The sequence below is a fragment of the Brevundimonas sp. SL130 genome, assembly GCF_026625805.1.
GTDB lineage: Bacteria > Pseudomonadota > Alphaproteobacteria > Caulobacterales > Caulobacteraceae > Brevundimonas.
In genome coordinates, this window is sequence record NZ_CP113064.1 from 1,921,982 (window position 1) to 1,941,220 (window position 19,239).

Below are 19,239 nucleotides of genomic sequence, written 5' to 3' on the forward strand. Positions count from 1 at the left end.
GCCGTTTCCCGTCGATTTCAGACTATGTTTTTTGGGTCCGGAAGGGACCGGAGCCGAAATGTTCACCGGAATTGTCACCGACATCGGCCGCGTTCGCGAGGTTCGCGAGACCGAGCGGGATCGCCGCTATGAGATCCAGACCGCCTGGGACGTGTCCGGGATCGATCTGGGCGCCTCGATCAGTCATGCGGGCTGCTGCCTGACGGTGACGGAGAAGGGGCCGGATTGGTTCGCGGTCGAGGTGTCGAACGAGACCCTGTCCAAGACCACCCTGGGCGGCTGGAAGGCCGGCGACGGAATCAATCTGGAGCGGGCGGCCAAGCTGGGCGACGAGATGGGCGGCCATGTGGTGTCGGGTCATGTCGACGGCCTGGGCCGGGTCGTGTCGATCACGCCGGAAGGCGGGTCGCACCGGGTCGAGGTCGAGGCGCCGGCGCCCCTGCACCGCTATATCGCCGCCAAGGGCTCGATCACGGTCGATGGGGTGTCCCTGACGGTGAACAGCGTCGAGGGGCGGGTGTTTTCGTTAAATATCATCCCGCATACGTGGGACGTGACGACCCTGGGACGCCTGAAGGTCGGCGATCCGGTCAATCTCGAGATCGACATGCTGGCGCGATACCTCGCGCGGTGGCAGGAGACGGCGTGATGCAGCTTGCAGCCAGTAATATGAACGACAGCCCGATCAGTCCCATCGAGGACATCCTGGAGGACGCCCGCAACGGCCGTCCCTACATCCTGGTGGACGCCGAGGATCGCGAGAACGAGGGGGACATCATCATCCCCGCCCAGTTCGCCACCCCCGAGCAGATCAACTTCATGATCCGCCAGGCGCGCGGCCTGGTCTGTTTGGCCATCACGGCCGAGCGCGCGAACCAGCTGCGCCTGCCGCCGATGGCGGCGGACAATCGCGAGAGCATGAAGACCGCCTTCACCGTCTCGATCGAGGCCAAGGACGGCGTGACCACAGGGATTTCGGCGGCCGACCGGTCGCGCACCATTCATGTGGCGACCGATGCGTCCAAGGGCATGGACGACATCGTCTCGCCCGGCCACATCTTCCCCCTGGTGGCGCGCGACGGCGGGGTTCTGGTCCGCGCCGGCCATACCGAGGCGGCGGTGGACATCAGCCGGATGGCGGGCCTGACGCCGGCCGGGGTGATCTGCGAGATCATCAAGGACGACGGCGAAATGGCGCGGATGCCGGATCTGGTCGCCTTCGCCCAGTTGCACGGGCTGAAGATCGGCACTATCGCCGACCTGATCGCCTATCGCCGCCGCACCGAGCGGTTCGTCGAGCGGGTCATGGATACGCCGTTCGAGAGCGTCCACGGCGGGCCGTTCCGCCTGATGCTGTACCGGAACACCATCGAGGGCGCGGAACACGTCGCCCTGGTCCACGGCAAGATCGATCCGGCCAAGCCGACCCTGGTGCGGATGCACCAGGTGGATTTCGCCTGCGACCTGCTGGGCCATGTCGAGACGCGTCAGGACTATGTGCCCAAGGCGTTGAAACAGATCACCGACCATGACGGCCCGGGCGTGGTCGTCTTCCTGCGCGATCCGTCGCTGAACTCGCTGGCGGAGCGGCTGTCGGGCGTGGACAAGCCGGCGGCGGTTGACCGGTCGCTGCGCGCCTATGGCGTCGGGGCGCAGATCCTGCTGGATCTGGGCGTCAAGGATATGATCGTGATGAGTTCGACGCGACCCGAACCGACGGCGCTTGAGGGCTATGGCCTGCGTATCGTCGGCTGGCGCGACATGGATGGAGAAGACAAGGCGTGACTGAGGCCCCCCGTATTCTGATCGTCGAGGCGCGATTCTACGACGAACTGGCCGACGCCCTGCTGGAGGGCGCCAAGGAGACCCTGAAGGCGCGCGGTGTTCAATTCGACGTCGTCACCGTGCCGGGCGCCCTGGAGATCCCGGCGGTCATCGCCATGGCCGAGGAGGCCGGGCGTTTCCCGACCGCGCCGCGTTACGACGGCTATGTGGCCCTGGGCTGTGTCATTCGCGGCGAGACCTATCATTTCGAAATCGTCTCGGACCAGTCGGCGGCCGGCCTGATGGCCCTGGGCGTCAAGGGTTTCATCATCGGCAACGGCATCCTGACCACCGAAGACGAGGACCAGGCCTGGGCGCGTGCGCGGCTTTCGGAAGGGGATAAGGGCGGCGGCGCGGCCAAAGCCTGCCTCGAGCTCATTGCATTGAAGAAGCGGTTGCGGCTAGGCCTCAACGCATGACTGAACCGAACAGCGTCAAAGCCGTCCTCGAACAACTGGCCGAGGCCGAGAAGCAGCGGGCCGAGCCCCATCTGAGCTCCAAACAGCGCCGGGCCCGCACCGTGTCGCGTCTGGCGGCCGTCCAGGCCCTCTATCAGATGGAGCTGGCCGGCGAGGGCGTGGAGACGGTGATCACCGAATTCTCCAACTTCCGCTTCGACACCGATATCGAGGGCGAAGCCCTGGCCGAGGCGGACGAGGCCTATTTCGCCGACATCGTGCGCGGCGTGATCGAGAGCCAGCGCGACATCGACGCCGCCGTCAAGGCGCGCCTAGCCTCCAACTGGAAGCTGGAGCGGATCGACGCCACCCTGCGCGCCCTGTTGCGCTGCGGAGCCTGGGAGCTGGTCAAACATCCGGAGACGCCGCGCGAAGTGGTGATCGACGAATATGTCGAACTGGCCAAGGCCTTCTTCGACGACTCCGAGGCGCGCTTCGTCAATGCGGCGCTGGACGGGGTGTCCAGAGACACGCGCAAATAATGCCGGCGCTCGACGTCGCGGGCGAGTTCGAGACGATCGAGAGGCTGCTGCGGCCCCTGGCCCATCCCGAATGGGGCAGAGGGCTGGCGGACGATGTGGCGGTGCTGCCGTCGCGGCCCGGCTATGACCTGGTGCTGACCAAGGACGCCATCGTCGAAGGCGTGCATTTCCTGCCCGACGACCCGCTGGACACGGTGGCCCAAAAGCTGCTGCGGGTGAATCTGTCGGATCTGGCGGCCAAGGGCGCCGAGCCGTTCGGCTATCTGATGGCCTGCTGCTGGTCCGAGCGCTGCGGCTGGCCCGAACGCGAGGCCTTTGCGGCCGGGCTGGCCGAGGATCAGGCGCGGTTCGGCGTCTTCCTGATCGGTGGCGATACGGTGAAGACGCCCGGGCCGGCGGTCTTTTCCCTGACCGCCCTGGGCTGGGTTCCCGAGGGTGAGACGGTGTCGCGGGGCGGGGCCCAGGTCGGGGATCTGGTGTTCGTGACCGGGACCATCGGCGACGGTGTGCTGGGTCTGAGGGCGGCGCGGGGCGAGCTGTCGCTGGCGCCCGAGCGTCTGGAGGCGCTGATCGCCCACTATCGGACGCCCGCGCCCCAGCTGGATTTCGCCAAGGTGGTGCGTGAACTGGCGACGGCGGCGGCGGACGTGTCCGACGGATTGGCGGCCGATGTCGCCCATATCGCCAAGGCCAGCGGGCGAGGGATCGACTTGAACCTGGCTGTCCTGCCCTTGTCCGCCGCCGCCCAGGCCTGGGTCGACAACCGGGTCGATGCGCAGGCGGCTCTGTCGATCCTGGCGACCGGCGGCGACGACTATCAGATCGTTTTCACGGCCCATCCCCGTCATGAGGAGACGCTGCGGCGCGAGGCCGAACACCGTTTCACACGCTTGACCAAGATTGGAGCCGTGACCGACGGCGCGGGTGTGACGGTTCGCTATGCGGGGCGGGTCGTGCCCCTGAAACAGGGCGGTTGGACCCACGACTGAGGTGGAAACACAATCCTAACCGCAGTCGGCTAAGCTGGCGGTCATGGATCGTAGAACCCTGATCACATCCGCAACCCTCGCCCTGGCCGGCGCTGTCGCCACGGCGGCCGCGACGCCCGCCGCCGCTGGGGCATCGTCCAGCAAAGCGCCGGCCGAGGCGCCGTCTCTGGGTCTGGCCGGTCTCGGCCTGCCGGTGATCGCGGACGGGCGAGTTCGCAACTATGTCTTTGTCACGATTAAGCTTCACCTCGGCGCCGGAAAGACCCTGGAGCAGATGCAGGGCAAGGAAGCCTTCTTCCGCGACGCCCTGGTCAAGGCCGCCCACCGGACGCCTTTCACCGTTCCCGGTGATTGGACCCGTCTGGACGAGGGGCGGCTGTCGGCGGCCCTGATCGCGGCGGCTAGGACCATTTCGGGGCAGGGATCGGTGGCGCGGGTCGAAATCCTGAGCCAGGCCCCCCGGCGTCGGGCCGGCATGATCGCCGCGCGCTGAGCCGGCTGATCGATCACGGTTGCGTCAACGCGGCGCCCATGACACGCTGACCTTGCAAATCCCACGGGACGCACTGACGCGTCCGCCGCGCTCGGGGGGACCGGACGTCGGACAGAGGCGATAACGCCCGCCCGTCGCGCCAGGCCTGCGCGCTTGTTGCAAGGGCATGGAAACGCCAATGACGATCTATCTTACGCTGGTCTTCGCGGCCGGTGTCCTGGCGGTGCTGTACGGCGCCGTCCAGACCGCCGTGCTGATGAAGGCGAGCACCGGCAATGACAAGATGCGAGAGATCGCGGCCGCCATTCAGGAAGGGGCCTCGGCCTATCTGAAGCGGCAATATCTGACCATCGGCCTGGTCGGGATCGTGATCCTGATCGCCGCCTATCTGCTGATCGGCGTCTATGCGGCGGTCGGTTTCGTGATCGGGTCCGTCCTGTCGGGCGCGGCCGGTTACGCCGGCATGCTGATTTCGGTGCGGGCCAATGTGCGCACGGCGCAGGCGGCCTCTGAAAGCCTTTCCAAGGGGCTGAACCTGGCCTTCCGGTCGGGGGCGATCACTGGCATGTTCGTGGCGGGCGGGGCCCTGATCGGGGTGTCGGGCTATTATATCGTGCTGACGCACCATATGGGGCTGGATCCGGTCGGGCGTGAAGTGATCGACGGCCTGGTGGCCCTGGGCTTCGGGGCCTCGCTGATCTCGATCTTCGCGCGTCTGGGCGGTGGGATCTTCACCAAGGGCGCCGACGTGGGCGGCGACATGGTGGGCAAGGTCGAGGCGGGCATTCCTGAGGACGATCCCCGCAACGCCGCGACCATCGCCGACAATGTGGGCGACAATGTCGGCGACTGCGCCGGGATGGCGGCCGACCTGTTCGAAACCTATGCGGTGACGACGGTGGCGACCATGGTGCTGGCGGCCATCTTCTTCCGCGACCAGCCCTATGTGGACACCTTGATGGTGCTGCCGCTGGCGATCTGTGCGGTCTGTATCGTGACCTCGATCATCGGCAGCTTCTTCGTGCGGCTGGGCAAGAGCCAGAACATCATGGGCGCCCTGTATCAGGGGCTGATCGTCACTGGAGTCCTGTCCATCGGCGCGGTCTGGTGGGTGATCGACCAGATGGTGACGGGACCGATCGTGACCGGAAGCGGCCTGACGATCCAGCCGATGGCCCTGTTCTGGTCCGGCATGGTCGGGCTGGGGGTGACGGCGGCCATTGTGGTGGTGACGGAATACTACACGGGGTCGAACTTCCGGCCGGTGCAGTCGGTGGCCAACGCCTCGGTTTCGGGGCACGGGACCAATGTGATCCAGGGGCTGGCGGTGTCGCTGGAGGCCACGGCGCTTCCGGCCCTGACCATCATCGTCGGCATCGTGGCCAGCTTCCAGCTGGCGGGCCTGTTCGGCATCGCCATCGCCACCACCACCATGCTGGGCGTGGCGGGGATGATCGTGGCGCTGGACGCCTTCGGGCCGGTGACGGACAACGCCGGGGGGATCGCCGAAATGGCGGGCCTGCCCAGCGAGGTGCGGCATTCGACCGATGCGCTGGACGCGGTGGGCAATACGACCAAGGCCGTGACCAAGGGCTACGCCATCGGTTCGGCGGGCCTGGGGGCCCTGGTGCTGTTCGCCGCCTATACGTCGGACCTGCAATATTTCTCGGCCAATCCGGCGGACTATCCCTTCTTCGCCGACATGGGGCCGATCGCCTTCGACCTGACCAACCCCTATGTGGTCGTGGGCCTGCTGTTCGGGGGGCTGCTGCCCTTCCTGTTCGGCGGCATGTCGATGATGGCGGTCGGGCGCGCGGCCGAGGCCGTGGTGGCCGAGGTGCGGCGGCAGTTCCGCGAGAACCCCGGCATCATGACCTATCAGGTCAAGCCGGAGTACGGCCGGGCGGTCGACATCCTGACCAAGGCGGCGATTCGCGAGATGATCGTGCCGTCGCTGTTGCCGGTGCTGTCGCCCATCGTCCTGTTCGTCGCGGTGCTGGCGATTTCGGACAAGGCCAACGCCTTCGCCGCCCTGGGCGCCATGCTGATGGGGGTGATCGTCACCGGTCTGTTCGTGGCCATATCGATGACCTCGGGCGGCGGCGCCTGGGACAACGCCAAGAAGGTGATCGAGGAAGGCTTCACCGACAAGAACGGCGTGGTCCACGGCAAGGGCTCAGAAGCTCACAAGGCCGCCGTCACCGGCGATACGGTGGGCGATCCCTACAAGGACACCAGCGGCCCGGCGGTGAACCCGATGATCAAGATCACCAATATCGTGGCCCTGCTGCTGCTGGCGGTGCTGGCGAGCGGAAATATCGGATAGCCGATACGAAGACGCCCCGGAGAGCGATCTCCGGGGCGTTTTTTCTTTGACGATGGAGCGGGGCTCTTAGTCGGGGCGGCGTTGGCCGGGGGTGTCGTCCTCGGTACGCGGCAGTTGGCCGCGGCCGACGTTGCCCAGCAGCTGTTCGAGCACGGTCAGGGCGCGGCCGCGGGTCGGGGTTTCCTTGACGTTCATGGCGATCTGCTGGCCGTCGGTCAGGCCCAGGGTGCGAACGCCGGCGACCTTGTCGCCGTTCGGCTCGAACGTCACTTCAGTGATGGTGCGGCTGGAGATGACCGGGCGGTTGTAGGTGTATTTCTCGGTCGTCTGGCTGATGTAGTACCAGACCTGGTCCGGTTCGAAGGTCGAGGTGGTCGAGGGCGAACCGAGGCGGGCCAGGATGGTTTCCTTGGTGTCGGTGCCCGCCACGATGTCCTGCGGCTTGGCGTCGATGGCCTGGAAGCCGTTGGAACCAATGGTGGGCGCGCAGGCGGCGGACAGGCCGGCCAGGGAAACGGCGACGAATATCGGGACGAAACGAGACATGATCGGGCGCCTGCGAGAGAACAAGGTCTTTGACCTAGACGGACCTGCGTCCTAGTTCAACGGCGCGGCGGAAAAGGGGCCGTATAAAACCATGCTGAAAAACCTGTTCAAACCCCGGCCCGGCGTCCGTATCGGCGACGCCCTGTACGCCCTGGCGGTGGAACAGGCGCGAAATGTCGGATTCTACACGCGTCTGGGCGTGGCCGATCGGATCGACGCCCGGTTCGAGCTCTATACGCTGCACGTGCTGCTGCTGGTGCTGCGGCTGCGCGACGAGAACACCGAGGCGGGGCGGGATGCGGCCCAGGCCCTGTTCGACGTCTATGTCTCGGCCCTGGACCATGCGCTGCGGGAAGAGGGCGTGGGCGACGTCTCGGTCGGCAAGAAGATGCGCAAGCTGGGCGAGGCCCTGTACGGGCGGATGAACGCCTATGAGACCCCGCTGCGCGATGCCGAGGTTACGGCCCTGGGCGAGGCCTTGGCGCGCAACGTCTATGCAGAGACCGGGGCGGAACGGGCGGCCGATCTGGCGGCCTATGCCCTGGCCGCGCGGGCCGGTCTGGCCGGGCAACAATTCAACGAAGTGCTGGCGAAGCCGGCCTGGACGGATGTTTGAGACGATGAGCGTAAGCCTTCCCTATAGCGAGACGGTGCGGGTCAACCAGATCGGCGCCGGGCTGAACCGGCGGCTTGAGCCGGACGCGGACACGCGCAAGCGAATCGCCCGCGCCCTGGACCTTCAGGGGCTGGAGGACTTCGTCGTCGAGATCGAGGTCAAGCCGACCCCGTCGACCAGCGAATGGACGATGAAGGGCCGGGTCTCGGCCCACGCGGTCCAGACCTGCGGCCTGACGCTGGAGCCGCTGCCGGTCGATGTGGACCGCCGCTTCTCGATCCAGCTGGTCGAGGCCGCCCCGCAGGAAACCGATGAGATCGAGGTCACCCTGGACGAGGAAGACGCCGACCTGATCGAGGACGGCAAGATCGACCTGGGCCAGTACGCGGTCGAGCAGTTGGTCCTGTCGCTGGACCCGTTCCCGCGCAAGCCGGGCGCGGAATTCGTGCAACCGGAAGAACCCGCCGAAATCTCGCCGTTCGCCGCCTTGAAGGCCTTGAAGCCCCAGGACGATCAAGGCTGAGGTTGACGTAAGGGCCGGGTGGTTGCATCCCCCGGCTTCGGCGCTATCGTCCAGCGCCCTATATCAAGCGTCGCGCGACAAGACGACGCGGCCACACGAGGTCCATTTGCCAGCCCCAGTTACGATCTCGCTTGACGCCATGGGCGGCGATCACGGGCCATCCGTCGTCGTTCCCGGCATCCGCAGCTATGTCCGCACCCATGGCGGGGAGGGGGTCCGCTTCCTGCTGCACGGCGACGAGGCCCAGATTTGCGCCGAGCTGGCGCGTTGCGACCTGCCGCCCGAAATGGTCGACATCCGCCACACCGACAAGGTGGTGGCTATGGACGAGAAGCCCGCCCAGGCCATGCGCCGGGGCAAGGGCTCCAGCCTGTGGAACGCCGTCGAAGCGGTGAAGACGGGCGAGGCCGGCGGCGTCGTCTCGGCCGGCAACACCGGCGCCCTGATGGCGATCTCCAAACTGATTCTGCGCATGTCCGCGCCGGGGCTGGAGCGGCCGGCCATCGTCGCCAGCTGGCCGACCTTCAAGGGCCATACGGCGGTGCTGGACGTGGGCGCCAATATCGGCAGCGACGCCGAGCAGCTGGTCGAGTTCGCCATCATGGGCGAGGCCTTCCAGTCGGCGGTGCGCGGCATCGCCCGTCCGACCATCGGTCTGCTGAACGTCGGGTCCGAGGACGTGAAGGGCAACGAACAGGTCAAGGAGGCGCACGCCATCCTGCGCGACGGCCCGTTCGACCTGAACTATCACGGCTTCGTCGAGGGCGACGACATCGCCAAGGGCACGGTGGACGTGGTCGTGACCGACGGCTTCACCGGCAATATCGCCCTGAAGACGGCGGAGGGCACGGCCCGTTATATCTCGGCCCTGCTGAAAGAAGCCCTGACCTCGAACCTGCAGTCCAAGCTGGGCGCCGCCATCGCCATGCCGGCCCTGAAGAAGATGCGCGAGAAGATCGACCCCAGCACCATCAACGGCGGCCCGCTGCTGGGGCTGAACGGGATCGTGGTGAAGAGCCACGGCGGGGCCGACGCCAAGGGCTTCGGCAATGCGATCCGCATCGCGGTCGATCTGGCCCGCAGCGACTATATGACCAAGGTGGGCGCCAATCTGGGCAAGCTGGACGCCGTGTTCGACCATTCCAGTCCGCCCGTCGTCCCCGCCGGAGAACCCCTTCAGTGAGCGTCACCCGTAGCGCCGTAACCGGCGTCGGCTCCTATTTGCCGGAGCAGATCGTCACCAACGCCGACCTGGCCAAGATCGTCGACACCTCCGACGAATGGATCCAGGAACGCACCGGCATCAAGCAGCGCCACAAGGCGCGCGACGACCAACCGACCAGTGATCTGGCGACCGAGGCCGCGAAGAAGGCCCTGGCCGACGCCGGGAAGACGGCGGCGGATGTCGATCTGATCATTGTGGCGACCACCACGCCCGACATGACCTTCCCGGCCGTCGCCTCGATCGTTCAGCGCAAGCTGGGCGCCGGAGTGGGCATCGCCTTCGACGTCCAGGCGGTCTGTTCGGGCTTCGTCTACGCCTTGAGCGTGGCGGACGGTTTCGTGGCGCGCGGCCTGTCGAAATGCGCCCTGGTGATCGGGGCCGAGGAAATGACCCGGCTGATGGACTGGACCGACCGGACCACCTGCGTCCTGTTCGGCGACGGCGCCGGCGCCGTGGTGCTGGAGCCGCGCGAGGGGCAGGGGACCGCGGCTGACCAGGGCATGCTGGGCTTCGCCCTGCGCGCCGACGGGTCCAAGACCGATCTTCTCTACGTGGACGGCGGCCCGGCCACGACCGGGACCGTGGGTCATCTGCGCATGGCTGGGAACCAGGTCTTCCGCCACGCTGTGGTGAACATCGCCGAAGGCATCACCGCCGCCTGCGCCGCCGCCGACATCGAAATCGCCGACGTCGACTGGTTCGTGCCGCATCAGGCCAACCAGCGGATCATCAAGGGCGTCGGCGACCGGCTGGGTCTGGACGAGAACAAGGTGATCTCGACCGTGGCCATGCACGCCAACACCTCGGCCGCCTCCATCCCCCTGGCGCTGGATGCGGCGATCCAGGACGGGCGGATCAAGAAGGGCGATATGGTGCTTCTGGAAGCCATGGGCGGCGGCCTGACCTGGGGCGCCTGCGCGTTGCGACTCTAGGTTAAGCCCATAGGCATTGATTTTCCGCAGACTTTGCGCGCCTATAGGCGCAACGGACCGAACCAAGCCGGGGATATGATGTCAGGCCAACAGACCGTAACACGCGCCGATCTTTGCGAAGCCGTGCATGAGGAGGTCGGCCTGTCCCGGCAGGAGTGTTCGGCCCTGGTGGAACGGACCCTGGAACTGATCGTGGAAGCCCTGGAGCAGGGCGATACGGTCAAGCTGTCCGGGTTCGGCGTCTTCCAGGTCCGCGAGAAGCGCGCCCGCATGGGCCGCAATCCCAAGACCGGCGAACCGGCGGCGATCAATCCCCGCCGCGTCATCAGTTTCCGCGCCTCTCAGATCATGAAGAGCCGGGTTCACGACGCCGTCGTCGAGGCCTGATTCGCTTGGCCAAGAGCGCCGACGCCTTCCGCACCATTTCCGAGGCGGCCGAGGAGGTCGGGGCGCCCCAGCATGTGCTGCGGTTCTGGGAGACCAAGTTCACCTTCGTGACCCCGGTCAAGCGGGCCGGGGGACGGCGATTCTATCGCCCCCAGGACATTACGGTGCTGAAAGCCGTGCGGCGGTTGCTGCATGACGACGGCCTGACGATCCGCGGGGTCCAGCGCCTGTACAAGGAGCAGGGGCTGAAGAAGCTGGTCGGCGCCGAAGCGGCCGCCTTGATCGAGGATGGCGAGACCTTCGCCGTGCGCGCCGTCCCGGCCCCGAGCGCGGGGCGAGGCGAACATGCGGATTTGCAGGGCGTTCTGGCCGATCTCGAGCAGGCGAAGGCCCGTCTGGACGCCGTCCTGTCGCGGCCGGTGGAAAAGTCGTTTTAGCGTTTGCGGTCAACGGTTCCCCCGTCTATAGGGAGCGCCTTCGGAGCGTGGCGCAGCCTGGTAGCGCACTTGACTGGGGGTCAAGGGGTCGCAGGTTCGAATCCTGTCGCTCCGACCATCTTCCCCAAAGAAGACGGTTGGTTGAAGGGGTCGCTCTCGGGCGGCCCCTTTGCAATTGGACCTAGGGGCGCATATGGGGCGCAGCCGCAGGGCGGGCTGCGGCCGGTTTCCTGGATCAGGGCGAGGCATCGCTGTGCAGGCTTGGTCGAGATGATGCGCATCGCGGAAATCAAGCCGCAGCGGTTCAGCAGGCGGTCACCCGCCCAAGGTGACGGTGGTCATGCTGAGCGAGCCGTGTTCGATGTGGTCCGGTAAGAAAATGGGCGTGTCGCCCGGCAGACGCGCGCCCAGAACATAGAGCAGCGGCCAATAGTGCTCCGGCGTCGGGATGGAGCGTCCAGCGGGTTCGCCTTGGCTTTCGTAATCGACGGCCTGTTCCGGGGTGTCGGCGAGAATTGCGTTGCGGATATGATCGTTGAACGTCTTCGCCCAAGGGTAGGGCGCACAGTTCTGATCGCCCCAGTTCATGGCCGGCAGGTTGTGGACGATGTTGCCGGTGCCGATGATCAGGACGCCTTCATCACGCAGAGGCGCCAGACGGCGGCCCAGTTCGAAATGCCAGGCCGGAGTCTGAGTCACGTCCATGCTGAGTTGGACGACAGGGACATCTGCGTCAGGATAGGCCTTGCAAAGAACCGACCAGGTTCCGTGGTCCAACCCCCAGGACTGGACGTCCAAGGCGACGGGTATGGGCGAAAGAATCTCGCGCACGCGGGCGGCGAGCTCCGGCGATCCGGGCGCCGGATAGCGAACATCGAACAGGGCTTGAGGGAAGGCCCCGAAGTCGTGGATGGTCCGGGGACTTGGCATGGCCGTGACGGCCGTACCCGTCGTTTCCCAGTGCGCTGAGATACATAATATGGCCCGAGGTTTGCCGATCCGTTCGCCTATGGCCGCCCAGGTCCGGGTTACGTCATTGTCCTGAAGGGCGATCATCGGGCTCCCGTGACCGAAGAAGACGACGGGCAGACGCTGGTTCATGGGAAGATTCCGAACGGGTTGAGGATCAAGACCTATCGGTGACCGGGGGCTGGAATCTTGCGGCTGGGCGCACTCAGATTTGGCGACAATCCTGCGGGCGCTTCAGGCCAAGACGATGAGGGGCGGGCGTGGTGAAGATTTGTTCGCCGGTCGGTGTTCGGCCGGAAGCGATGGAGTTCCGCGTGCCTAAACCCAACACCCTCATTTTCGTCGATCTGGCCTCGGACGATCCTTCGGCGGCGGGTCGATTCTATGCTGAGGTCTTCGGCTGGGAGAATGACGCCCGGCCCGAAGGAATTTATCATCGGATGGTGCCGGGCGGCCACTTTGCCGATCCGGATGGCCAGCCCAGTCAGATCGGCAATCTCCATCTCGGGGTCTTCGATGCGTCCAATGCGCGGCCTCATCCCCAGGCTGCCGGCGTGGCGCCGCGCGGCCTTAGCCTTGAGGGGCGCAAGGCGCGGATCTGGGTGCTGGTCAGCGACGACGACACACCCGAACGCATCTTGGAAGCCGCCGTCGAGCGCGGGGCGGTGGAACTGTGGCGCAATCATTATTGGGCCGAGTTCAATGGCTATAATCACGCCTTCCGTGACCCGTGGGGCAACGAGATACTGCTGTGGTGCAAGGCGGGCCCCAATCCCGCCGTGCCGGATCATTTTACCCGCGAGTAGGGCGGCGGCGCGAGGCTCAGGCCGGGGGCAGGTGCGAAAGCCGCCCTCGGCCATACACCAGGGGCGCGAGGTTCGGATCGACCTGGATGTGTTCGGGATGCCCGATGAGTATGGTGTGGTCGCCGCCGGGCAGACGGTCGTGCAGCCGGCACTGGAGCGCGGCGACGCAATGGCGGAGCACAGGCGTTCCGTCCGGGGCTTGATCGAAGGCCACGCCGTTGAAACGGGCGTCCGCCTCTGTCCCGGAACGGCCGAAGCCATAGGCGAGGTCTTCTTGGCCGGCGCCGAGAATGTTGACGCAGAACCGTCCGCTCTTGAGCACGGCGCTCAGTGTGCGGCTGGAAGAGGCTAGGCAAACCAAGACAAGGGGGGGCGACAGAGACAGCGAGGTGAAGGCGCTGACCGTCGTGCCGTGGAGTTGTCCGTGGACGCAGGTGGTGATGACGGTCACCCCGGATGGGAAGCTGGCCATCGCGGCGCGAAAGCGCGCGGCGTCGACCGGAGCGTCAGGGGACAGGATTTCAGTCATGCGACCCGCCCGCACAGCGCCAAGGCCGCCAAGGCGTAGATCCGGGTGCAGGCGACCAGGTCATCGACGCTGGGGCGCCAGCGAACCGGTCCCATTGTCACGGAAGGAATACGGTTCAGATTGAACACATTATGATCTCGCCACATGCTGGAATAGACGGTGTGGCCGATCGGCAAGGGCGCGCCGCGCACCGAGACGTGGGCCATGTCCAAGGCGGCTCTCAGCGGCTGGACCGCGACCGGATCGGCCTCTGCGCCCGCGCGGAAGACATAGGGACGAACGTCGCAGTTCTCGACGCCTGCCGCACGCAGCACGGCCTTGAGTTCCCGGTCCACGGCTCCGATCGTCTGGCGAGGCCCCATATTGACGTCTAGATAGATTGAGCAAACCTCGCTGGAGGCGCCGATGGCCTGGGGGTTGCCGCCCCTGATCGCGCAGACCTGGACCTTGGGGGTGACGACGCCGCCGCCCTCGCTCTCGTAGGTATGCCGCTTTTCGTACGCCTGGGCCCAGGCGTTCACCGCCTCGATCACCCCGCCCATGCGCACGATCGGATTCAGACTCGCCGTCTGGGTCTCGTGATCGAGAATGGGCGTGAACAGCGCCTCGCCGTACAATGTGACCTTGAAGTAGGCATAGCCGCAGGCTGCCCAGTTCAGGCCGAAATCTGTGCCCTCGGCCGATATTGCGAAATCCGGCGCCACCCCGCCGTGCGCCAACATGTAGGCGGCGCCGAGCTCCTTGCCGATATTGGCCACGCCTTGATGTTCGTCGACCGGTTCCGGGCCGATCTCGCCCGGGCAGGCGGTCAGATACAAGGTTCCGGCCAGCTTGAAGCCGGCGGCTTTCAGCGCCTTGGCGGCCATAATGAAGCAGACCATCGGCCCACGATCATTGCCGACCGCATAGCCGAAGAAGACCTCATCCTCGAGCCACGCCTGCAGCCACTGAGGATCCGCTACTGTCCCCGGGCGGTAGGTATGGTGATCCACGGGTTCGTAGAAGGGGCTTTCGGTATCCAAATGGCTTGAGAACAGAAGATTGGGGCCCTCGCCATCGCCGCCGAACCGGCCGACGACATTGAATCGGTCCTCGACCAAGGCGACCTTTTCGGGGGCGAAGCCTTCTTCGGTCATCCAGTCGAAGACATACTGGCCAGCCTCCCGTTCACGCCGGGTCGGGCTGGGGATGTTGCAGAGTTCTAGGACACGCCGAACCAGTTCGTCACGGTCGATGGCGGCGTCGATGGCGGCGATGTCGTCTGCGTTGAACAGATCCAGCGAAAAGGGAATGGCGGGGTCTGACATCTATCCAACTATTCTGCAGCCGGAAGTATGGCGGCTTCAAGGGGGGCGGTGGTCGAAGCGGTTGTGTCCGCGTCGACGCCGGCTTCGGGGTTCGGCTGGTGCATGAACAGCAGGCTGCTGACGCCGACGAGAGCCAGCAGTACGGCCAGAACCATGAAGACGGGGATGAAGCCGCCGGTCTCGTCAGCGACCCAACCGGCCACGATCGGGCCGAGCACCGCAAATGTGGTGGCCATGGTCGCCATCGCCACCATCTCGCCCGCGATGGCGCTGCCGAAGTAGCGCAGGAGCAGGATGTGGGCGCTGAGCCAGGACATGCCCCAGCCGACGCCGAAGATCAGGGCGAAGCCATAGGCGAGGGACGGCGTTGTCGTAACGCAGAGGATCATGATGGCGACGCTCTGTAGGAGCAGGCCGCCGACCAGCAGTCCCTTGGGACTGGTCTTTTCGCTGAGGGCGCCGGTGAACCCCTTGGCGAGGGTTCCGGTTAGGGCCAGCAGGCTCATGGCGACGGCGCCGGGCGCAGCGCCTCCGCCCAGGCCGGCGACGTGGGTGACGAGGACCGAGTGCATGGTGGTGACAACCGTCTGGACCACGATCATGGCTAAGGCCAGGAATAGAAAGGACGGGGTGCGCAGGGCTGCGGACACCGTCCAGGGCCGGGGCGACTCGATCTCGATGCCGCCGGCTCCGGCTGCCTTGACCTGGTCGGTGGTCTCGACCTTGACCGCGTCGCGGACGCAGACGAGGCAGATGAGGCCGATGATCGCTGCGAAGACCGCCATGACCACCCAATGCACGCGCCAACTGCCGGACAGGGCGACGATGCCGCCGACAATCAGCGGGCCCACGACCCCGCCGAAGGCGCCCGCCATGAAGTAGAAGCCGACCCAGCGCGAGGCGGTCTTGGGAAACCAGGTGGCGAGCAGATAGACCGCCGGCGCCGGGGCGACCAGCGAGAAGCCCACGCCCATCAGGGTGGTCGCCAGGAAGAAGAGGTAGATGTGCTGGATGATCGAGGCGAGGCCAAACCCAAGCGCCAGCACCAGTCCGCCTAGGAACATGGTCCAGCGCGAGCCGACGAATTTCATCAGCAGCGGTGGAAGTGGACTGCTAAGCCCGCAGGCTAGGCCGAGGCAAGCGAAGCTGAAGCCGGCGGCGGCCTGTGACCAGTGTAGCTCTTCGACCATTGTGTAGAGCACATAGCCGAGGGAGGTGAAGGTGGTCGCTGTGACGAAGAAGAATCCCAAAGAAACCGCGAACATGACCAGATATTTGCACGCCATCTTCATTCCTCGGATTGGGGCGGCGGGTGGACACCCGACGCGGTTGCCTAAAATTGTGGACAGGAGCTACGCCATCCTGATCCCCACTCTCCGCCGTCTTTGGTTGGACCGCTTGATCGGCAGCGCCACTTGAGTTGCGGCTGGGCGAACTTGGCGGGTCGCGGGCCTAGGCTGGAGCCCATGCCGCACGCACGTCGTCGGTCAGGACGGGCAGGGCGAAATTCTTGGTCATGATGCTCATCGCCGCCCGGTGCACAGCCAATTCGTAAGCGGCGCAGGCATCGTCCACGACGAAGACGTTGAACTGGTGATGGAAGGCGTCACGCGCGGTGGAGTCGATACAGCAATCGGTGGTGAAGCCGGCGACGACCACAGTTTCGATCCCCCGCGCCCGCAGTTGCAGATTCAAATCCGTGCCGGAGAAGCTGGAATAGAGTAATTTCTCGATGTGGATGTCGCCGTCCTGCGGCTGGATTGTCCTGTAGTAGTCGGCGCCGACCTCGCCGGCCCGACACAGTTCCAGGGCGTCATCGCCATAGCCGCGTCTCTGCATCAACAGTTGCAGCGCCTGGCTGTCGCTGCGCTTGCGGGTGACGACGCGGATCAGGACGACCGGCACGCCTGCGGTCCGCGCACTGTCCATCAGTGACGTGATCCGCGCCAAGGCCGGCTCGAGCGCCGACATGTCGACGCCCGACCGCCCCAGGACGCCGTCCTGGGCCACGAAGTCGTTCTGGACATCGACGATCAGCAGGGCTGTGCTGGCGGGGGGGATCATCCCGACCAGATCTGCGCTGGGGACTGTGACGATGGAGAATGGATCGGGCGCGTTGTCCATCAGGCGGCCTGTTCCGGAAAGCGAGCGCGTACCAGCGGCAGCACCTTTTCGGCGAAGAGCGGCAAGCCCGTCAGGTAGTCAGGGAAGATCAGCATCAGCCCGTCCAGGTCCGCCTTGTCGAGAAGGGTGATCAGCTTTTCGGCTATGGTCTCGGCCGAGCCGACGGCGTGTTCGCTGATGAAGCCGCTTCGCGCCTTCTTCACGAAGACGTTCTCCTTGCCGATCTCGCTGTCGAGGAAACCGTAGGCGCGCATCATGCCGTGCAGGGCGCCCTCGTCGAAGCCGGCGCGATAGGACTCGGCGGTGGCTGCGGCGGCTTCGTCCGTGTCGCCGATCACCAGGTTGATCATCGTATAGGTCTTGATGGTCTTGCCGACGTCCTTGGCCATCTGCTTGGCCTTGCGGCTGTTGGCGGCGAGTTCATCGACCGTCGCCCCGCCCAGGAAGATTGCGTCCATCTCCTCGATCGAGAACTTCATGCCGCGTGACGAGGTGCCGGCGCAGACCAGGAAAGGACGGGGATCGCTGACGGCTTGGGATCGCTCTGGCAGTCCTTCAGCTGGAAATACTTGCCGTCATGTGTGACGCTGGGTTCGGACCAAAGCCGCTTGATCACATGGACCCACTCCTCGGCGAAGGCGTAGCGCTCGTCATGACCCAGATCGTCGCGCCAGGCGCCCATTTGTTCGAACTCGTCCTTGAACGAGCCGCTGACCACATTGAGTCCGGCGCGGCCGCCGCTGACATGGTCCAGGGTGGTCATCATCTTGGCGGTGACCGCAGGGTTTTGTAGCAGAGTATGGACGGTGGCCCAGACTTTTACGCGGCTGGTGACGGCAGCCAAGGCCGCCATCAGGATCTGTGACTCCATCGAATAGCGCCAATGCTCCGTCGCGCCGCCGAAGCCGCGCAGTTTCGACATGGCCATGATGAAATCGAGGCCATGGAGTTCGGCCAATTCGGCGACCTTGCGGTTGTAGGCGTAGGAGCCGTCCAGGGGCGGCGTGGAGGAGGAGATGATCCAGCCGCCGTTTGCGATCGGCATGAAGACACCGAGGTCCTTGCCGCCGAGGTCGGAGGGGAGGTGGGTGGAGGTCGTGGTCATTGCGTCAGGTCCGCGTGGTGCGCCGACGGATCGCTGGCCGGAAATGAAGGTCGGACAGGCGCGGTCGGCGGAGAGAAATGGATCGTCCGACAGCCCCGGACCATCGGGCCCGGCCATCGGATAGTGTCGCCAAGGTCTCGTTCGCCAAAGCCGCCTGCCCGAGCGAAGGCTCAGACTACCGGCTTATCCATGGGCGGGCTCCTCGCCAGTCCGAAAGTGGTCATATTCATTGAGGCAGGTCAGGGATCCAATCTTGACCCTGGGCGCACGCAGTTTTGTCGGCGGCGGGCTCAGGCCTTTTCGGCGTCCGCGAAGTCGGTGCTGATCGACAGGGTTTCCCAACACGCGGTCTCCGCCAGTTGAGCGTTCAGCTTGCCGCGCAGATAGCTGACGGCGTCGGCGCCCAGGAGCAGACGCAGAGGCGGTTGTTCCGCGTCGAGCGCCGACAGGATCGCCTGGGCTGCACGGACGGGATCGCCTCTCTCGTGACCCGTATGGCTTTCCAGTATGCGCTTGCAGTCCGCTAGGACTGTGCCCTCGTAGTCGGCGATGGGGGCTCCGGCCTCGAAGCGCGACCGCCCGGCGAAGTCTGTGCGGAAACCGCCCGGCTCGACCATCATGACGCTGACGCCGAAGGGCGCGACTTCCTGCGCCAAGGTCTCGGTGATGCCTTCCAGCGCGAATTTGCTGCCGGAGTAGACACCCAGGCTTGGCCAGCCGACTAGGCCGGACACCGAGGTGACATTGACGATCGTGCCGGACCTGCGGTCACGCATTGCGGGCAGTACGGCCTGAATGACCGTGACGGGACCAAAGACATTGACCTCGAACTGGGCGCGCATCTCGGCTGAGGATGCCTCTTCGACGCCCGAGACCAGCCCGTAGCCGGCGTTGTTGACCAGGATGTCTATCGCGCCATGAGTGTTCGCGACGGCGGCCACCGTCGCCTTCACCGCAGCGGGGTCGAGCACATCCATGATGAAGCCGTGGGCGCGTTCGGGCGACAGGGCCTCGAACCGCGCCACCGCCTCGGGGTTGCGAACAGTGCCGGCGACGCGGTCGCCGCGATTCAGGGCGGCCTGGGCCAGGGCGCGGCCGAGGCCGGAACTGACTCCCGTGATCAGCCAGGTTTTCATGAAGTCGTCCGATCCGTCTGAAGAG

23 protein-coding genes and 1 tRNA gene are annotated in these 19,239 nt (G+C 65.7%); 15 read left to right on the forward strand and 9 right to left on the reverse strand.

Annotated features, from left to right (window positions below; translation table 11 throughout):
- Positions 1 to 58: 58 nt before the first annotated feature.
- From OU998_RS09515 to OU998_RS09545, 7 genes are all read left to right on the forward strand, one after another.
- A complete protein-coding gene (locus tag OU998_RS09515; protein ID WP_267513145.1) occupies positions 59 to 649 on the forward strand; it encodes a riboflavin synthase in 591 nt (196 codons plus the stop codon).
- On the forward strand, positions 649 to 1,785 hold the full coding sequence (ribB, locus tag OU998_RS09520; RefSeq protein WP_267513146.1) for a 3,4-dihydroxy-2-butanone-4-phosphate synthase: 1,137 nt from the start codon (positions 649 to 651) through the stop codon (positions 1,783 to 1,785). The genes OU998_RS09515 and ribB overlap by 1 nt, the downstream gene beginning before the upstream one ends.
- Positions 1,782 to 2,243 (forward strand): 6,7-dimethyl-8-ribityllumazine synthase, encoded by a 462-nt coding sequence (gene ribH, locus OU998_RS09525; RefSeq protein WP_267513147.1) that lies wholly within the window; start codon positions 1,782 to 1,784, stop codon positions 2,241 to 2,243. The genes ribB and ribH overlap by 4 nt, the downstream gene beginning before the upstream one ends.
- A complete protein-coding gene (nusB, locus tag OU998_RS09530) occupies positions 2,240 to 2,764 on the forward strand; it encodes a transcription antitermination factor NusB (protein ID WP_267513148.1) in 525 nt (174 codons plus the stop codon). The genes ribH and nusB overlap by 4 nt, the downstream gene beginning before the upstream one ends.
- The gene (gene thiL, locus OU998_RS09535) at positions 2,764 to 3,753 is read left to right on the forward strand and encodes a thiamine-phosphate kinase (protein ID WP_267513149.1); all 990 of its coding nucleotides are present in this window, start codon (positions 2,764 to 2,766) and stop codon (positions 3,751 to 3,753) included. The genes nusB and thiL overlap by 1 nt, the downstream gene beginning before the upstream one ends.
- Positions 3,754 to 3,796: 43 nt before the next feature.
- A complete protein-coding gene (locus OU998_RS09540) occupies positions 3,797 to 4,246 on the forward strand; it encodes a hypothetical protein (RefSeq protein WP_267513150.1) in 450 nt (149 codons plus the stop codon).
- A gap of 178 nt (positions 4,247 to 4,424) precedes the next feature.
- Positions 4,425 to 6,572, forward strand: coding sequence for a sodium-translocating pyrophosphatase (locus tag OU998_RS09545; protein ID WP_267513151.1), 2,148 nt, complete (start codon positions 4,425 to 4,427; stop codon positions 6,570 to 6,572).
- A gap of 66 nt (positions 6,573 to 6,638) precedes the next feature.
- Here OU998_RS09545 and OU998_RS09550 read toward each other — a convergent pair whose 3' ends face one another.
- The gene (locus tag OU998_RS09550) at positions 6,639 to 7,118 is read right to left on the reverse strand and encodes an outer membrane protein assembly factor BamE (RefSeq protein WP_267513152.1); all 480 of its coding nucleotides are present in this window, start codon (positions 7,116 to 7,118) and stop codon (positions 6,639 to 6,641) included.
- A 91-nt stretch (positions 7,119 to 7,209) separates the two neighbouring features.
- On the opposite strand from OU998_RS09550, the gene OU998_RS09555 reads away from it, so the two are divergent.
- From OU998_RS09555 to OU998_RS09585, 7 genes are all read left to right on the forward strand, one after another.
- Complete coding sequence (locus tag OU998_RS09555; RefSeq protein WP_267513153.1) at positions 7,210 to 7,734, forward strand: ubiquinol-cytochrome C chaperone family protein; 525 nt, start codon at positions 7,210 to 7,212, stop codon at positions 7,732 to 7,734.
- Positions 7,735 to 7,738: 4 nt separating this feature from the next.
- Entirely contained in the window at positions 7,739 to 8,257 is a 519-nt protein-coding gene (locus OU998_RS09560) for a YceD family protein (protein WP_267513154.1), read from the forward strand.
- Between the two features lie 106 nt (positions 8,258 to 8,363).
- Positions 8,364 to 9,440 carry a phosphate acyltransferase PlsX gene (gene plsX, locus OU998_RS09565; RefSeq protein WP_267513155.1) on the forward strand — a complete coding sequence of 359 codons (1,077 nt, stop codon included), beginning with the start codon at positions 8,364 to 8,366 and terminating at the stop codon, positions 9,438 to 9,440.
- Positions 9,437 to 10,414, forward strand: a complete 978-nt coding sequence (locus tag OU998_RS09570) for a beta-ketoacyl-ACP synthase III (protein WP_267513156.1) — start codon at positions 9,437 to 9,439, stop codon at positions 10,412 to 10,414. Before plsX ends, OU998_RS09570 begins: the two co-directional genes overlap by 4 nt.
- Before the next feature lie 78 nt (positions 10,415 to 10,492).
- Positions 10,493 to 10,801, forward strand: a complete 309-nt coding sequence (locus OU998_RS09575) for an integration host factor subunit alpha (protein WP_267516756.1) — start codon at positions 10,493 to 10,495, stop codon at positions 10,799 to 10,801.
- Between the two features lie 5 nt (positions 10,802 to 10,806).
- Positions 10,807 to 11,238, forward strand: coding sequence for a MerR family transcriptional regulator (locus OU998_RS09580; protein ID WP_267513157.1), 432 nt, complete (start codon positions 10,807 to 10,809; stop codon positions 11,236 to 11,238).
- A 41-nt stretch (positions 11,239 to 11,279) separates the two neighbouring features.
- Positions 11,280 to 11,356, forward strand: a tRNA-Pro gene (locus OU998_RS09585).
- A 197-nt stretch (positions 11,357 to 11,553) separates the two neighbouring features.
- Here the strand turns inward: OU998_RS09585 and ygiD are convergent.
- Positions 11,554 to 12,339 carry a 4,5-DOPA dioxygenase extradiol gene (gene ygiD, locus OU998_RS09590; RefSeq protein WP_267513158.1) on the reverse strand — a complete coding sequence of 262 codons (786 nt, stop codon included), beginning with the start codon at positions 12,337 to 12,339 and terminating at the stop codon, positions 11,554 to 11,556.
- Between the two features lie 131 nt (positions 12,340 to 12,470).
- Here ygiD and OU998_RS09595 point away from each other — a divergent pair, with 131 nt between their 5' ends.
- On the forward strand, positions 12,471 to 13,013 hold the full coding sequence (locus tag OU998_RS09595) for a VOC family protein (RefSeq protein ID WP_267513159.1): 543 nt from the start codon (positions 12,471 to 12,473) through the stop codon (positions 13,011 to 13,013).
- 16 nt (positions 13,014 to 13,029) lie between these two features.
- Here the strand turns inward: OU998_RS09595 and OU998_RS09600 are convergent, their stop codons facing one another.
- From OU998_RS09600 to OU998_RS09630, 7 genes are all read right to left on the reverse strand, one after another.
- Complete coding sequence (locus OU998_RS09600) at positions 13,030 to 13,542, reverse strand: flavin reductase family protein (RefSeq protein ID WP_267513160.1); 513 nt, start codon at positions 13,540 to 13,542, stop codon at positions 13,030 to 13,032.
- The gene (locus OU998_RS09605; protein WP_267513161.1) at positions 13,539 to 14,849 is read right to left on the reverse strand and encodes a peptidase M20; all 1,311 of its coding nucleotides are present in this window, start codon (positions 14,847 to 14,849) and stop codon (positions 13,539 to 13,541) included. The genes OU998_RS09600 and OU998_RS09605 overlap by 4 nt, the downstream gene beginning before the upstream one ends.
- A gap of 8 nt (positions 14,850 to 14,857) precedes the next feature.
- Positions 14,858 to 16,135 carry a CynX/NimT family MFS transporter gene (locus OU998_RS09610; RefSeq protein WP_267513162.1) on the reverse strand — a complete coding sequence of 426 codons (1,278 nt, stop codon included), beginning with the start codon at positions 16,133 to 16,135 and terminating at the stop codon, positions 14,858 to 14,860.
- A gap of 166 nt (positions 16,136 to 16,301) precedes the next feature.
- A complete protein-coding gene (locus OU998_RS09615; RefSeq protein ID WP_267513163.1) occupies positions 16,302 to 16,973 on the reverse strand; it encodes a cysteine hydrolase family protein in 672 nt (223 codons plus the stop codon).
- Entirely contained in the window at positions 16,973 to 17,452 is a 480-nt protein-coding gene (locus OU998_RS09620; RefSeq protein ID WP_420709723.1) for a hypothetical protein, read from the reverse strand. The genes OU998_RS09615 and OU998_RS09620 overlap by 1 nt, the downstream gene beginning before the upstream one ends.
- Positions 17,449 to 18,195, reverse strand: a complete 747-nt coding sequence (locus OU998_RS09625) for an LLM class flavin-dependent oxidoreductase (RefSeq protein ID WP_267513164.1) — start codon at positions 18,193 to 18,195, stop codon at positions 17,449 to 17,451. The genes OU998_RS09620 and OU998_RS09625 overlap by 4 nt, the downstream gene beginning before the upstream one ends.
- Positions 18,196 to 18,368: 173 nt before the next feature.
- Positions 18,369 to 19,214 carry an oxidoreductase gene (locus OU998_RS09630; RefSeq protein ID WP_267513165.1) on the reverse strand — a complete coding sequence of 282 codons (846 nt, stop codon included), beginning with the start codon at positions 19,212 to 19,214 and terminating at the stop codon, positions 18,369 to 18,371.
- Positions 19,215 to 19,239: the final 25 nt, after the last annotated feature.